Here is a 14,049-nt window from a genome sequence, read left to right on the forward strand (position 1 = left end):
CCTTTCACCCGTACGGGATCCGCCCGGGCGGTGGTGGACGGGCGCAGGACGGCCGCTACGCCTGACCGGTCTCGAAGCGGCTGATGCGGCCGCCGCCGGGGGCGATGACGAACCGCCAGGAGGTGCGCATCTCGCCCCAGGTGTCGTTGCGGTAGCCGACGGTCAGGGTGCGGCCGCCGTCGGACTCGGACTGGACGTCCATGTGGCCGCCGGAGTCGAAGATCTCCCGGTCGATCCACTCGTGGAGGTCGCGCTCCGTTCCGTCGTCGGACATGGTCGCGTCGGCGGTCAGGAGCGCGAGGAAGGCGTCCTTGTCGTGCGCGTTGACCGCGCTGACGAGGGCGCCGACGACGGGGTCGGACAGCTTCCCGGGGGCGATGGCCACGGAGACCTCCTGGTCGGGCGTACGGGGCGTACGGGGCGTACGGGCGCGGGCGGCGCCGGTACGGGCCCCCGTGCACGACCAGGGAACACCCCGGGCGGCGGCGGGGCGTCGACCCTCACCCGTTCGCCACCGGACGGCGTGTCAGGCCCGCCGTGCGCGTCAGGCGCTGGGGCCGGTGACCACCGGGAAGCCGGTGGGCCGGCCCTGTTCCTTCAGCCAGGCGAGGACCTGGTCGAGGGCTTCGACGCTCTGGGTGCGGTCGCCGCCGCCGTCGTGGAAGAGGATGGTCGGGCCGTTGCCGATCTCGGCCTTGACCGTGCCCACGATCGCGGCCACGCCGGGCTTGCTGAAGTCCTTGGTGTCGATGTTCCAGCCGAGCGGGCGCATGCCGTTGGCGGCGGCCAGGGCCCGGCTCTCGGGGGTGAAGGCGCCGCCGGGCGCCCGGTAGTACTCCACCTTGGCCCCGCCGCCCGCGGCGTCCTCGATCTGCTTCTTCGCGTCGAGGATCTGCTGCTGCTGGTAGGGGAAGGGCTTCTTGTCCATCCCGGTGTTGTGGTCCATGGTGTGGTCGCAGAGCCGGTGGCCGCCGGCGACGACCTTCTTGACCAGGTCGGGGTGGTCCTTGGCCTGCGGTCCGATCATGCAGAAGACCGCCTTCACGTCGTACTTCTTCAGTACGTCCAGCACCTTCGGGGTCCACTGGGGGTCGGGCCCGTCGTCGATGGTGATGTTGACCGTGTTGCCGCCGCTCTCCGACGCGTGGGCTATGCCGTCGGGGACCTGCCCGCCCGGCTTCCCCGGCGCCTGCGGCTCGGCGTCGCCGCCCTTCGCGGGGTCCTCGGTCTGCCGGGAGACGTTCTGGTGGTTGGTGTCGTGGCCCGGGTCGACGAGCGCCGTCACCCCCCACGCGGTCGCGGCCACCGCCGCCACCGCTCCGGCGACGGCGATCCGCGCCTTCGTACCCCGCATCTGCGTGCGCGCTATGAACCCCATCTGCTGTCTCAACTCCCCATATTCACGTCCGCCGTGTGACCTCGCACTGGTCAGGACGTCGGCCGGGGATGCGGGGTTCCAGCCGAATGGCCCATAAATTCCGGGTTGTAGGACTTTGGTCCTTGATCGTCCCGAATCCCGTCCCGACTGAAACCGAGGACGACCGGACCGGCCTCCTACCGGACATCCGGTCCAAGACCCGGGCTCTAGCCGGAGGTTCATCTACCCATGCGCAAGGCAGCCATCACATCCTCCTTCACGCTGCTCACCCTGATCGCCCTGTCGGCGACGGCATGCGGGAGCGGCGGGGACGGGGGCGGGGGCGGGGGCGGGGGCGCCGCGGGGGCCTCGCGGCCGCCCGCCGAGCTGAGCGTCGTACCGGCTGACGGGGCGAAGGACGTCAAGCCGGACCAGCCGCTCACGGCGCGGGTGAACAACGGCACCCTGACGGCGCTGACCGTGACCGGACCGGACGGGAAGCCGGCCGAGGGCACGCTCAAGGACGGGGCGTTCACGCCGAAGAACGGCCTGGCGGTGGACACGGAGTACAAGGTGAGGGCGACGGCCGCCTCGCAGGACGGCAAGGAGACGGCGTCCGAGTCGACCTTCCGCACCCTCGCTCCGTCGAAGGAGCAGACGGAGACGGTGACCGTACTGCCCGCGGGCGGGACGACGGTCGGCGTGGGCCAGCCCCTCTCCCTCACCTTCGACCACAAGATAACGAACAAGGCCGAGGTCGAGCGGCGGCTGAAGGTGACCACGAACAACGGCACCGAGGGCTCGTGGGGCTGGCTGACGGAGACCCTCACGGGCAAGGACCGCGTGGACTGGCGCCCGAAGGAGTACTGGAAGCCGGGCACCCGGGTGACGCTGGAAGCCCCCCTGTCGGGGGTCGGCACGGGGACCGGCCGCTACCTGACGAAGTCGTACGCGACCTCCGCCACCATCGGCAGGAGCCAGCTGGCCAAGGTCGACATCGCCGGCCACCGGCTGACCCTGGAGCGCGACGGTCAGACGGTGAAGTCGATCCCGATCACGGCGGGCGATCCGGCGAAGACGCCGACGTGGAGCGGGAAGATGCCCCTGATGGCGAAGGAGGGCACCATCCGGATGAAGGCGTCCTCGGTCGGCCTGACCGGCTACGACCAGCCGGTGCAGAAGTCGATGAGGCTGACGGTCTCGGGCACGTTCGCGCACCAGGCGGAATGGGCCGAGAGCTACATCGGCTCGGCGAACAGGAGCCACGGCTGCATCGGCATGAAGACGGCGGACGCCACGTGGTTCTACGACCAGGCCCAGGTCGGCGACGTCTTCGAGGTCACGGGCGGCAAGGAAACGGTGGCCGCCGGCAACGGCTTCGCCGAGTGGAACCTGTCATGGGAAAACTGGCAGAAGCTCTCCAGCCTCCCCGGCGCTTGACCCTTTCCAGCCCCCTATTCCAGCCCCGCCGGCGTTTGAGCCTGTCCAGCCCCGCCGGCGTTTGAGGCGCGGGGGTCCGGGGCGGAGCCCCCGAAGGGGTCCGGGGCGAAGCCCCGCCCCGCGGCGGAGCCGCGTCATCCGGCGCAGCGGGAAGGGGCGGGGTGGGGGAAGGCCCCGCGCAGCGGCCCCACCACCCGGCCACAGCCGACCACCCGCCCGGCCCCGCCCGGGGCATGCAGATGGGCCCGGCCCGGAGGATCCGTAGATCCACCGAACCGGGCCCACCCCGAACCCGAGCGCGAGCAACTCAGTGCATGACGGCCGCCTCCGGCGCCACCTCTGACTTCGCCGAGTCACCGCCGCCGGAGGCACCGGCCGGCCCGGCCCCCCGCAGGGGAACCTCCTTGACGAACCAGGCGGCCGCGAAGCCCAGTACGGCGATCCCCGCACCCAGCAGGAACGCCGAGTGCGTACCGGCGGCCACCGCGTGCTGGTAGGCGTCCCGGACGACCTCCGGAAGCTTCGCCAGACTCGCCGCGTCCAGCTGCGCGGAGCCCGCCTTGGCCGCCGCCTCCGGGCCGAGCCGGTCGGTCATGGTGCTGGTGACCTGACTGGTGAACAGGGAGCCCATCAGGGCCACGCCGAAGGAGCCGCCGAGCGTACGGAACAGGGTGGCCGAGGAGGACGCGACGCCCATGTCCTTCATCTCGACGCTGTTCTGGGCGACCAGCATCGTGATCTGCATCAGGAAGCCGAGACCGGCGCCGAGGACGGCCATGTACACGCCGGACATCAGGCGGGTCGTCCCGGTGTCCATGGTGGCGAGCAGGAAGAGCCCGACGACCATGAGCCCGCCGCCGACGATCGGGAAGATCTTGTACTTGCCGCTGTTGGTGGTGATCCGGCCCGCGATCAGCGAGACGACCATCATCGAGAGCAGCATCGGCAGGAGCAGCAGGCCGGAGTTGGTGGCCGAGGCGCCCTGGACCGACTGCTGGAAGAGCGGCAGGTAGAGCACGCCGCCGAACATCGCGAAGCCGACCAGGAAGCCGATCACGGACATGAGGGTGAAGTTGCGGCTGCGGAAGATGTGCAGCGGCATGACCGGGTCGGCGGCCTTGGTCTCGGCGTAGAGGAAGCCGGCGATGGAGGCGATGCCGACGACGATCAGGCCGATGATCTCGGCGGAGCCCCAGGCGTACTCGGTGCCGCCCCAGGTGGTGACCAGGACGGTGGAGGTGATGGCGATGGTCAGCAGGGCCGCGCCGAGGTAGTCGATCTTGGGGCGCTCCGCCCCGTGCGTCTTCTTCGGAAGGTGCAGCACCGCGGTGACCATGGCCAGGGCCACGGCGCCGAGCGGAAGGTTGATGTAGAAGGACCAGCGCCAGCCCATGTGGTCGGTGATGGTGCCGCCGACCAGCGGTCCGCCGATCATGGCGAGGGCCATCACGCCGGCCATCATGCCCTGGTACTTGCCGCGCTCGCGGGGCGGGATCAGGTCGCCGATGATCGCCATGACGCCGACCATCAGACCACCGGCGCCGAGGCCCTGGATCGCGCGGAAGCCGATGAGCTGGCCCATGTCCTGGGCCATGCCGCTGAGCGCGGAGCCGATCAGGAAGATGACGATCGAGGTGAGGAAGGAGCCCTTCCGCCCGTACATGTCGCCGATCTTGCCCCAGATGGGAGTGGAGGCGGCGGTGGCCAGGGTGTAGGCGGTGACGACCCACGAGAGGTGTTCCAGGCCGCCGAGCTCGCCGACGATCGTGGGCATGGCCGTGCCGATGATCATGTTGTCCAGCATGGCCAGCAGCATCGCGATCATGAGCGCCATCAGGACGACCCGCACGCTGCGCGGCTTCACCTCCTCCGAGGTGTCCGCCTTGATCTTGTCTTCCACCATGTTCCACTCCCCTGGCGCATACGCACCGGCCCCTGGGACTTACTTGCCGACCGGCTAGTTGACTACACTGGGGAAGGTAGACCCGCAACTAGCCGGGCGTCAAGTAAGTAGTCGAGCAATCAGTCAGGGGAGAGTCATGTCCAGCAGCAGTCCGCAGCAGCGCCGTGGCAATACACGGCAGCGCATCCAGGACGTCGCACTGGAACTCTTCGCCGAGCAGGGGTACGAGAAGACGTCGCTGCGGGAGATCGCGGAGCGGCTGGGGGTCACGAAGGCGGCGCTGTACTACCACTTCAAGACCAAGGAAGACATCATCATCAGCCTGTTCGAGGACCTGACGCGGCCCATCGACGAGCTGATCCAGTGGGCGGAGGAGCAGCCGCGCACGCTGGAGATGAAGCGGGAGGTCCTGCGTCGCTACAGCGAGGCGATGGCGGGCGGCGCCTCCCTGTACCGCTTCATGCAGGAGAACCAGGCCTCGCTGCGGGAACTGACCATCGGCGAGACCGTGAAGAAGCGGCTGTTCGCCCTGGTGGAACTGCTCCGGACCGGCCAGGAGGACGCCCCGCTGGCAGATCAAGTGCGGTGCGTGAGCGCCCTGTTCACCCTGCACGCGGGAATGATGTTCCTCCAGCACGTGGAGGGCGACCCGGAGGAGACCCGCCAGGCCGCCCTGGAGGTCGCGACGGACCTGATCACCCAGGCCCACGGGCAGGCGTAGGACCCCCACCTCCATCGTTCACTCGATCGAACGAACAAGACCCCAAGTAATTACTCTCCGTAGTCGGAGCGGCTACTTTTGGTGATGCGCGCTGCGGAAAGGCTGCGGCGCCGCCCGAGCCAAAGGCACCGCCGTCATGATGCGACTCGCCCTCACCACCGCCGCTGCCGCGGCAGCCGTCTTCGCCTCCGCGCTCGCGCCGCAGGCGTCCGCCCCGGCCGGCCCCCTCTCCTACGTCGCCCTCGGGGACTCGTACAGCGCCGCCTCCTTCGTGCGTCCCTGGAACGCCGACGGATGCGGCCGCTCCGAGCAGGACTATCCGCACCAGGCCGCCCGGCGGCTGAAGGTGAAGCTCACCGATGTCACCTGTTCCGCCGCGGAGGTCAGAGCGGGGCTGCTGGGGCCCCAGTCCGAGCTGAAGGGACCACCGTCCGTGCCGCCACCGGGCGGATGGGCCGCCAAGCCGGCACAGATCAAGGCCGTTACGGCAGCCGCCGATCTCGTCACGGTCGGCGCCGGCGGCAACTCCGTGGGCTTCGCCGAGATCGTCGAGGCCTGCGTGAAGCGGGGCATGGCCTCTTTCGGTACGGGCTCCCCGTGCACCGATCACTACGCGCGGGGAAGGGGCGCCGCGGGACTCGACGCCCGGTTCACCGCGCTGGAAGCCGATTTCGCGGCCCTATTGAAGGAGATCCGCACGCGCGCGCCGCGCGCCGGGGTGGCGGTCGTCGGCTATCCGGCCGTCGTGGACAGCCCGGCGGGCTGCACCTGGGGGTCCTGGCGCCAGTTCGGAACCGTCGCCAAGGGCGACATGCCCTGGCTCGACTCCGTGGAGCGCCGGCTCAACAACCTCCTGCGGGAGCAGGCCCGCCGGAGCGGCGCGGTGTACGTGGACACCTACTCCTCCAGTACCGGGCACGGGGTGTGCGCGGCCGCCGAGCAGCGCTGGATGTACGGGATCAAGGACAGCCTGACCGGGCCGGGCGAGCAGAGCGACCCGCCCTCCGAGCTCTGCCGCTCCATCCCGGCCCGGGGCGAGGCCTGCACCGTGCTCCACCCGAACCTCCGCGGCGCCACCCACCAGGCGGACCGCGTCACCGAGGCCCTGACCGCGCTGGGGGCGACCAGGGCCTGACATGCGGGTGCTTCGTCCGCACCGATGTGAGCGAGGAGACCGAGGTCACCACCCTGATCGCGCACGCCGTCGCGGAGCACGGCCAGAGGCTGGACCACCCGCTGACGGCGGGCCGGATCGGGCTCAGGCGCCCGTCGTGGCCGCGGCCGCCCGTCCTTCCAGCTCGTCCGCCTGGACCGTCAGCGCGTCGGCATCGGCGTCCCAGGTCGGGCCGTACGCGTAGAGGCTGCCGGCCGCTTCCCTCAACAGGGCGACGTCTTCGGGCCGCTGGAGGTTGATGAGCCGGTAGGCGAGGTTGCGCACCCAGACCGGCAGCAGCCCGTCCAGCAGGTGCGGGCACAGTGCGCGCAGCATGCCGATGATCTCGTCCGCGTCGGCGAAGGTGAGCTGCTCGACGAAGAAGAACTCGGCGTGGTCCCGATCGCACGGCGGCGTCGGCCCGTACTCGTCCCCGTAGATGCACCGCGCGTGCTGGGTCAGGTCGTCATGGAAGTGCGTCACCCACCGAACCCTAGGCGCGACGAGCCGCCCGGCGCTCCCGGGTATTCGGAGGTGACTCGCCGCCTCGGGACGCCCGAGCGACCGGCGCCTGAACCAGCAGCCCCGAATCGGCGTCCGGTCACTCCGCCGCGGGCGGCTTCCTGAACCGGTCGCGCAGTGTGCGCTGGACGGCTGAGCCGATGAGCAGGACGACGGCGGTGCCGAGGCCCCCGAGCAGTTCGGGCAGAGCGGCGCGCAGGACTTCGTTCACCGCGTCACCGCCGCGGCCGCACGCTCCGTCTGGCGGGCGCCCAGGCGGTGGAGCTTGCGGCGTACCCGCTCGCCGTACGCCGCAGGCTGCGCGCTGTCGACGGCGGCCACCGCCCAGGAGTCGGCGCCGGCGGCCCAGGTGCGGGCCACCTTCTCCTCCGGCTCGGCGAGTTGCCGCAGCACGGCGCCGACCCGCGGGTCCTGGAACTCGTCGTCCACGAGCAGCGACTCGGGGCAGCGCCGGTCGGTCACCACGTCGGCGAGCGTGAGGCCGTCACCGACGGGTCGGCTCAGCAGGGTGACGCGTTGGCCGCGGGTGCGGTGTTCCCACAGCGGCAGCATCCGGTGGTGCGCTTCGTCGGCCTCCCGGCGCAGCAGGTGTCTCAGTGCCGGGTCGTCGACCGCACGGTCGTGCAGCGCGTCCACCCAGTCGCCCAACAGGGCCATCTCGACTGCCGCCCGCCACCGCGCGGGGTGCTCCAGCCCCAGCCAGGTACGGCTGAACTCGTCGACCGTGACGTGGTCGCCGTCGATGGCCGCGTTGCGGGCGACCAGCGCGTTCTGCAGCAACAGCCGTTCGGAGCAGGTCAGTTGCCATGGCCCGAGTGCTGCCATGGCCAGCAACAGAGAAGAGATCAGGCGGTACGTCGTGGCCAGGAGGCCGGCTACTGAATTGTCACTCGGCAGAGCCGAGATGATCGCCGTGGCCTGGACGATCTTCAAGATCGCTCGCATGCAATCGAAAAGGGTGTCGTCGGCGTAGTGGGCGCTCGCCCGCTCCTGGGCGGCGGCTTCAAGTTCGTCGTCGTCCCACCGGCCCAGGAAACGGTGTTCGGCGACGCACGCCGGGCAGACACTGACGGACTGCAGGGTGATCATGGGCCTTCCTTCAGGGTGAGGTTCTTGGGGTTCTCTACCCCTAGGCGCGGGCGCCGGCCCATTCGACAAAGAATCTTCCGAACGGCACCTGTGGCCTCCGTCACGTCCGGTGCCCCGCGGTCGAAGATCAGGAAGACTCGGGGGCATGGTTTCGGTGGTGCAGAACGTCGCGATCGACTGTGCGGACGCCTACGAGTTGGCCCGGTTCTGGAGCCGGGTCACCGGCTCCCCGCTCTCTCCGGAGGACGGGCCGGGTGCCCGGGAGACTCAGGTGCTGTTGGCGGAGGGGCCGGTGCTGTACTTCAACCAGGTCCCCGAGGCCAAGACGGTCAAGAACCGAATCCACCTGTGCCTGCGCCCCGAGACCTCGCGGGACCAGGAAGTGGACCGGCTCCTGGGGCTCGGAGCCACCCTCGTCGGCGATCACCGGAACCCGGACGGTTCGGGCTGGGCGGTCCTCGCCGACCTCAACATTCCTGACTACCAGTTCTGAGCATACGCGGAGGCCCGGATGAGCGCCCCAGAGGATGCCGTGAACCACATCAGCCTCAGCGTGTTCCGTGGGGATTCTGATGCTCTGGTGACGCCCCACCTAGCTCGCGTGATCGGCCACGACTCCCCGATGCTGCACCTTCGGCGCCGGACTGACGGGGGCATGTTTGACCGCTTCCGCGATCACGCCGAAGAGCTCTGGGGTAGGACCCTGCCCGTACGGTAGAGGAAACCCACAACTTAGGCCCCACTAACTGCGCGTTTACCTGCCTTGCGACTGGCGGGCCTCTGCTGCGTCAGCCAGCCAATAAAAACCCCACACCCGCCTCCCAAAGGAGACGAATGCAGGGGCTTTTACTGTAAAGCTGCGATCTGCACTGGTCCCAGGAATGCGGAAGTTCGAGGATTCTAGTTTCGAAACGGAATTACCACGCAAAGCCATCTCCACCAAAACCGCCCAATGAGCCATGCAAGTTTTTTGCCTCCCTGCCGATCAATGGCGGGAGGGGAAGGGGACACCCCCCTGGGTAAGGCAGGAACCCAGGCCGAATCGGCTTCACATTTGCCGCCGCCCAACCGCCCGGTTGCGCTTAGCGGTCTCGCGGTTGTGACACTGCGTGCACAGCGGGCGCAGCCGGCTCGGAACATCCGGATCAGGCACGCCCCGAGCAACCAGCGAGCGTCTCGACTCCGGGAAGTGGTCGGCCACTTGAGCCATTCCGCCGCCAGCAGACACCACGGGTTGCGGTACAGGTAGGCACGCCTCACGCGCTGCCAACGGGTCGCATAGCCCCGCTCGGCGGTAGACCCTCGCTGCCTGTCCGCCTCACGCTGGTGAGCCTCACAGCGGCCCCCAGACGTCAGCTCGGGACAGCCCGGGACCGAGCACGGGGGGCGTGGTTTGCGGGGCATGGGGGATCACCCCCTAGGTAGGGCCAGGGGGACGTACACGCGCACGTTCGACGTCACGTGAGTTTCCTTTTCGGTGGTACGTCATGAGCTCGGGCAGCACTCAGCCGACGAAAAACACAAGGTGAGAGACTCTCTTATCCAGAGTGTCAAATTGCGACTCTCGGCTTTGTACAGATACGGCGCATGACGCACAGGGGGTGGGCAGTGCTTCACTTGAGGCATGACTCCAGAGACCACGAGCCGCCCCGCGCTCGAACTGCGCTGCGGTGGGCTGCACTTGACCGTGCAACGCATCCCCGGTTGGCTCGTCGGACTGATCACCACAGCCAGCGGCGCCGCTGCAACATGGTGGACGACCCGCTAGCCGCAGCGCTCGCCGGCTCATGGCGGACCGGGGCACCCGGGACAGAGCACGGGGGGCGGGATCTGCGGGGCACGGCGAACATGTGAGTGCGCACCCCCACGGGGAGGAGAACGGCTGGACCTCCAGCCACTCCGCCGTCGAGGTCGTCGGGCGAACCACAAAGGTGAGGCTCACTCGGTACGAAAGTGGTCAACCATTGGCGTGCACGTCCCCCTGACCCTTGGCGCAATGAGCAGTGCAGCCAGGGCCACGGCATCCACGTCGTGATCCACCCGCAGGTCGTCGTCCGCCGCGACGTCACCGGCAAGCGCGATAGCCCGATGACGTGATCAGCGCGATAGTCCTCGGGGGCAGCAACGCCTCCGGCTTACCGAACGCATCCGCTCCGTCGCCGCCTTCGACCAACCTGCCGCGCTCACGTCGATGCAGGCCAGTGCCGTTCGGATACCTCCAGCGCTCCTACCTGCACACCGCCCAGGCGCTCCGGCCAAGCTGTACCCGAGCCCCCGGACCAGTCGTACCAAACAGAACCGGCCGTGGCGTTGCGGTGCTTCCTCATTCCTTCCCTCAACACCTACGTCACGCAATGGCGCGCGACAGGAGCCAGAGGGCATGCAACGCCAACAGGGCGATGCCAAGAGGGAGGACGGCAAGATGAGCCGCAGCACGAAAACCACCACCCCGCTTCCAGCACTCGAAATCCGCTGCGGCGGACTGCACTTGACCATTCAGCGCGTTCCCGTGTGGCTCGTCTCGCTGGTAGCCACAGCCGCAGGCACCGTTGCCACGTGGTGGGCGCACCAGTAGAACGCCTCAGCGCGACGGAACAGCGGCCCCGAACTCTGTACGCGTCTTCAGCCCGTGGCAGCCGTGGCACAGCACTTGCACGTTGCCGTCTACGTCCTCGCCGCCGAGGGACAGCGGACGCACATGGTCCACGTCCACCCCATCCGCGGGGAAGTCGGTCAGGCACCAGTCACACCATCCCGAGCCCCGGTCCGTCACGAGCCGGCGGAGTCGCGCAGCAGCGTCATAGCGGGCCGCACGATGTCGGCTCCGGGCTCGTCGGGTGCGGACCGTGGCCCGGTCCTCGTAGGTACCGTGGTGCGTCTTGCAGCGGCCCCGCCGAGCGCGGAAGCGGCGATGTCGTCTGCCTCGCGCTGGCGTTCGGGGCTGGTCGTTTCATCAGTAAGGACGGACAGGCGCACGCAGCGCACACCCCGCAGAGTCTGCGTTTCGAGAGAGGTGCCCACAAGCGGGTTCCGGGGTGCACTGTTCATGCTCCCCGTGGGGACGGAGGGATTCCCACTACCGGGCTTGACCAGGACCGATGCCGCCATGCCGCCACGCCGCCATGCCGCCACTCCAGAACGTCTAGTTCTGAGTGTTGGGAGACCCCGAGGGCAACGAATTCTGCGTCCTGCGCAGCGAGTCCGACCGCGCCGCCGCACACACACCCTGACGGCAGACACGCCCGATGGCGCCGCCCGCTTCGCCGCGACGCGTACGCGGGCTACCTCAGCGCTCTCCATGACCGCGACATCGCCATGGACGCCGTTCTCGCGGCCCGCACCGTCATCGGCAAGGCCGCGTGACCGCACCGCCGTTCGTTCGGGTGCGGAAGGAACTAGTGCCGTATCAGCCGGCGTTCGCCCTGTAGTGCCTCGGATCGCGGATGGCACATGTCCCGGCGAACGCGACGTCGGAAATCCGCCAGCATGCTCGCGGTCGGTCGAGTGAGAATCCGCTCATGGTCGCTGAAGCGCAGGGAATCCGTATCCGGCACCGCGGGTATGAACCGCAGGTCCATCCCACCGCCTACGTCGCCCCCACGGCCACGCTCGTCGGCGATGTCCGCGTGGGGCCGAGGGCGCGGGTGATGTACGGTGCCGTGCTCGATGCCGAGGGGTCCCGGATCGAGGTCGGGGAAGCGGCGGTGATCTGCGAGAACGCGGTGCTGCGCGGGTCTGCGGTGGCCGGTGATCAGCCGGTGCTCGTCGCCGATCACGTCTTCGTGGGGCCGCATGCCACGCTGCTGGGCTGCGAGGTCGGCAGGTGCGCCTATGTGGCGACCGCGGCGACGGTCCTGCAGTGCGCGCAGCTGGGGGCCGGCTCGGTTGTCGCTGTCGGCGCGCTCGTCCATGCGCGCACCGTCGTGCCGGACGAGTACTTCGTGCCGCCGCACACCGTGGCGCTCGACGCGCCGGTGCGGCTGCTGGCCCCTGGCGATCCGGGCCTGGCCGAGGCCATCAGGCAGGTGGGCTTCGCGCAGGTGGCGTTCGGCGTCGACGCGGAGTGGACCGACCGGATCAGCCGGTACGAGCACATCGCGGAGGTGCGCGTCGCCGAGTTCGGCGCGCACGCGGACGACGAGATTCTGAATCCCGGCTAGCAGCGCTCCATCAGCGGCCCTTGTCCTGTGGTGAGGTGACGTGCCGTCCGGATTCCGCACGGCCGCGCCTCCGGCAAGCCGACTAGCGGGACCCGCCGGCCCCTCGGGACTCGCGCCAGCGGGTGAGTTCGGCTTCCACGTCGAATTCCTTGAGGTTCAGCGGGGGGCCGGGCGGGGGGCGGCGGAGGGCCGTGCGGATCTTGGTGTTGATCTCCGTGAGGAGGGCGCGGGCCTGGCGTTCGGTGCGGGCGGCCTTGAGTGCCTCCCGGGCGTCCTCCGCCTCCTTGCGCAGCGCGAGGGCCGGCGGGAGGACCGCGAAGCCCTCGCGGTGCAGTTTGCCCTTGATCCACCACAGCTCGTCGTACGGGGTGTCGAGCGAGGCCAGCGGCTTGCCGAAGCCGGGCAGGTCCTCGAAGTCCCCGCGCTCACCGGCCTGTCTGATCTGGCGGTCCACGAAGGATTCGAAGCTGACACCAGGTGGTTTGCGCTCGGTCACATTGCCTCCCAAGGGTCCCCGCCAGCATAACTCCGGCATCTCATCGGCCTCAGAGACGGCGGTCCGACTCCTTGATCGGGATGTCGTTGATGCTGGCCTCGCGGCGGCGCATCAGGCCCGCGGCGTCGAACTCCCACTGCTCGTTGCCGTGGCTGCGCCACCACTGGCCGCTCGTGTCGTGCCATTCGTACTCGAAGCGCACGGAGATGCGGTTGTCGGTGTACGCCCACAGCTCCTTGCGCAGCCGGTACTCCAGCTCGCGCTCCCACTTGTCGGCCAGGAAGGCGCGGATCTCGGCGCGCCCGTTCAGGAAGCGGTCGCGGTTCCGCCAGGCGGAGTCCTCGGTGTAGGCGAGGGCGACGCGCTCGGGGTCGCGGCTGTTCCAGGCGTCCTCGGCGGCCTGCACCTTGGCGCGGGCGGACTCCTCGGTGAAGGGCGGCAGCGGAGGTCGCACGGAGGGGGAGGAAGGAGTGGCGGTCACGGTGGGACACCTCTCGGCCGGGGAGAGTGGAGAACGGTCGTTCTCACCTCTGCGTCGAGAGTAGAGAACGAGCGTTCTCGGCGCAAGCGATTCTGGTCTACGCTGCTTTCATGCCCGCAGCCCCCGCCCCGATGAACGACGAAGAGGCCCGCACCCGCCTGCTGGACGCCGCGGAGGCGCTGTTCTACGCCGAAGGCATCCAGGCCGTGGGCATGGACCGCATCCGCGCGGAGTCGGGCCTCCCGCTCAAGCGGCTCTACCGGCTCTACCCGGCCAAGGAATCCCTGGTCACCGCCTATCTGGAGCGCCGCGACCGCCGCTGGATGGCAAGCCTGAGCGCAGCAACCAGAGAGCACCCCGACCCCGTCGGGGCGGTCTTCGAATGGCTCGCGCAGTGGTTCTCGGAGCCGGACTTCCGCGGCTGCGCGTTCCTGAACGCGTACGGGGAGCTGGGCGCGGGTCCCGCCGGGGTGCTGGACGTCGTACGCCGCCACAAGGCGGAGCTACGGGCGCTGCTGGCCGACATCGCCGGTCCGGGCCGGGAGGGTCTGGCGGAGCAGCTGCTGTTGCTGGTCGAGGGGGCGACGGTGGTAGCGGCCCTGGAACCGGGCCCGGGGGCGGCGGTGCGGGCGCGCGAGGCGGCGTACGTCCTGGTCGGGGCGGACGGAGGGGGCTGACCGGGGGATTCATGCGGCTGCCGAGTGAGCGGTTACGCGTCGTACACAAG

General features: G+C 69.4%; 15 protein-coding genes and 1 pseudogene. 7 read left to right on the forward strand and 9 right to left on the reverse strand.

All coding sequences use genetic code 11. The annotated features are described in order from the left end of the window. Nucleotides 1-55 precede the first annotated feature (55 nt). Both OG898_RS06555 and OG898_RS06560 read right to left on the reverse strand, forming a co-directional pair. Complete coding sequence (locus OG898_RS06555) at nucleotides 56-385, reverse strand: nuclear transport factor 2 family protein (RefSeq protein ID WP_243335713.1); 330 nt, start codon at nucleotides 383-385, stop codon at nucleotides 56-58. 159 nt (nucleotides 386-544) lie between these two features. Further along, on the reverse strand, nucleotides 545-1,378 hold the full coding sequence (locus OG898_RS06560; protein ID WP_266955558.1) for a polysaccharide deacetylase family protein: 834 nt from the start codon (nucleotides 1,376-1,378) through the stop codon (nucleotides 545-547). A gap of 228 nt (nucleotides 1,379-1,606) precedes the next feature. On the opposite strand from OG898_RS06560, the gene OG898_RS06565 reads away from it, so the two are divergent. After that, nucleotides 1,607-2,797, forward strand: a complete 1,191-nt coding sequence (locus OG898_RS06565; protein ID WP_266955560.1) for an Ig-like domain-containing protein — start codon at nucleotides 1,607-1,609, stop codon at nucleotides 2,795-2,797. 307 nt (nucleotides 2,798-3,104) lie between these two features. Here OG898_RS06565 and OG898_RS06570 read toward each other — a convergent pair whose 3' ends face one another. After that, entirely contained in the window at nucleotides 3,105-4,700 is a 1,596-nt protein-coding gene (locus OG898_RS06570) for an MDR family MFS transporter (RefSeq protein WP_250742799.1), read from the reverse strand. 136 nt (nucleotides 4,701-4,836) lie between these two features. Here OG898_RS06570 and OG898_RS06575 point away from each other — a divergent pair, with 136 nt between their 5' ends. Beyond that, complete coding sequence (locus tag OG898_RS06575; protein ID WP_266955563.1) at nucleotides 4,837-5,421, forward strand: TetR/AcrR family transcriptional regulator; 585 nt, start codon at nucleotides 4,837-4,839, stop codon at nucleotides 5,419-5,421. A gap of 136 nt (nucleotides 5,422-5,557) precedes the next feature. Further along, nucleotides 5,558-6,556 (forward strand): SGNH/GDSL hydrolase family protein, encoded by a 999-nt coding sequence (locus OG898_RS06580; RefSeq protein ID WP_266955565.1) that lies wholly within the window; start codon nucleotides 5,558-5,560, stop codon nucleotides 6,554-6,556. Nucleotides 6,557-6,679: 123 nt separating this feature from the next. On the opposite strand, the gene OG898_RS06585 is transcribed toward OG898_RS06580, so the two are convergent. From OG898_RS06585 to OG898_RS06595, 3 genes are all read right to left on the reverse strand, one after another. After that, the gene (locus OG898_RS06585) at nucleotides 6,680-7,057 is read right to left on the reverse strand and encodes a hypothetical protein (protein ID WP_250742802.1); all 378 of its coding nucleotides are present in this window, start codon (nucleotides 7,055-7,057) and stop codon (nucleotides 6,680-6,682) included. Between the two features lie 118 nt (nucleotides 7,058-7,175). Further along, complete coding sequence (locus tag OG898_RS06590) at nucleotides 7,176-7,307, reverse strand: hypothetical protein (protein WP_266955567.1); 132 nt, start codon at nucleotides 7,305-7,307, stop codon at nucleotides 7,176-7,178. Further along, nucleotides 7,304-8,185, reverse strand: a complete 882-nt coding sequence (locus OG898_RS06595; protein ID WP_266955568.1) for a hypothetical protein — start codon at nucleotides 8,183-8,185, stop codon at nucleotides 7,304-7,306. Before OG898_RS06595 ends, OG898_RS06590 begins: the two co-directional genes overlap by 4 nt. A gap of 145 nt (nucleotides 8,186-8,330) precedes the next feature. Here OG898_RS06595 and OG898_RS06600 point away from each other — a divergent pair, with 145 nt between their 5' ends. After that, complete coding sequence (locus OG898_RS06600) at nucleotides 8,331-8,678, forward strand: VOC family protein (protein ID WP_266955569.1); 348 nt, start codon at nucleotides 8,331-8,333, stop codon at nucleotides 8,676-8,678. A 9-nt stretch (nucleotides 8,679-8,687) separates the two neighbouring features. Continuing rightward, nucleotides 8,688-8,903 (forward strand): annotated as a pseudogene (locus OG898_RS06605) (XRE family transcriptional regulator); the annotation flags it as partial. Nucleotides 8,904-10,766: 1,863 nt separating this feature from the next. Here OG898_RS06605 and OG898_RS06610 read toward each other — a convergent pair. Beyond that, a complete protein-coding gene (locus OG898_RS06610) occupies nucleotides 10,767-10,958 on the reverse strand; it encodes an HNH endonuclease (RefSeq protein ID WP_266955571.1) in 192 nt (63 codons plus the stop codon). 745 nt (nucleotides 10,959-11,703) lie between these two features. On the opposite strand from OG898_RS06610, the gene OG898_RS06615 reads away from it, so the two are divergent. Continuing rightward, complete coding sequence (locus tag OG898_RS06615) at nucleotides 11,704-12,345, forward strand: gamma carbonic anhydrase family protein (protein ID WP_250742806.1); 642 nt, start codon at nucleotides 11,704-11,706, stop codon at nucleotides 12,343-12,345. Nucleotides 12,346-12,427: 82 nt separating this feature from the next. Here the strand turns inward: OG898_RS06615 and OG898_RS06620 are convergent, their stop codons facing one another. Then, a complete protein-coding gene (locus OG898_RS06620; protein WP_266955573.1) occupies nucleotides 12,428-12,841 on the reverse strand; it encodes a DUF1992 domain-containing protein in 414 nt (137 codons plus the stop codon). Nucleotides 12,842-12,890: 49 nt separating this feature from the next. After that, entirely contained in the window at nucleotides 12,891-13,322 is a 432-nt protein-coding gene (locus tag OG898_RS06625) for a nuclear transport factor 2 family protein (protein WP_250742808.1), read from the reverse strand. A gap of 131 nt (nucleotides 13,323-13,453) precedes the next feature. Here OG898_RS06625 and OG898_RS06630 point away from each other — a divergent pair, with 131 nt between their 5' ends. Beyond that, nucleotides 13,454-13,999 (forward strand): TetR/AcrR family transcriptional regulator, encoded by a 546-nt coding sequence (locus OG898_RS06630; RefSeq protein ID WP_266960106.1) that lies wholly within the window; start codon nucleotides 13,454-13,456, stop codon nucleotides 13,997-13,999. The last annotated feature ends 50 nt before the right edge of the window (nucleotides 14,000-14,049 follow it).

The organism is Streptomyces sp. NBC_00193 (genome assembly GCF_026342735.1).
Lineage (GTDB): Bacteria > Actinomycetota > Actinomycetes > Streptomycetales > Streptomycetaceae > Streptomyces > Streptomyces stoeckheimensis.

Bases quoted from the DNA above. Each gene is read 5' to 3' on its own strand.
- OG898_RS06600 (WP_266955569.1), top strand. From the start codon at position 8,331: ATGGTTTCGGTGGTGCAGAACGTCGCGATCGACTGTGCGGACGCCTAC.
- OG898_RS06595 (WP_266955568.1), bottom strand. From the start codon at position 8,185: ATGATCACCCTGCAGTCCGTCAGTGTCTGCCCGGCGTGCGTCGCCGAA.
- OG898_RS06570 (WP_250742799.1), bottom strand. From the start codon at position 4,700: ATGGTGGAAGACAAGATCAAGGCGGACACCTCGGAGGAGGTGAAGCCG.
- OG898_RS06565 (WP_266955560.1), top strand. From the start codon at position 1,607: ATGCGCAAGGCAGCCATCACATCCTCCTTCACGCTGCTCACCCTGATC.
- OG898_RS06560 (WP_266955558.1), bottom strand. From the start codon at position 1,378: ATGGGGTTCATAGCGCGCACGCAGATGCGGGGTACGAAGGCGCGGATC.
- OG898_RS06575 (WP_266955563.1), top strand. From the start codon at position 4,837: ATGTCCAGCAGCAGTCCGCAGCAGCGCCGTGGCAATACACGGCAGCGC.
- OG898_RS06615 (WP_250742806.1), top strand. From the start codon at position 11,704: ATGGTCGCTGAAGCGCAGGGAATCCGTATCCGGCACCGCGGGTATGAA.
- OG898_RS06580 (WP_266955565.1), top strand. From the start codon at position 5,558: ATGATGCGACTCGCCCTCACCACCGCCGCTGCCGCGGCAGCCGTCTTC.
- OG898_RS06630 (WP_266960106.1), top strand. From the start codon at position 13,454: ATGAACGACGAAGAGGCCCGCACCCGCCTGCTGGACGCCGCGGAGGCG.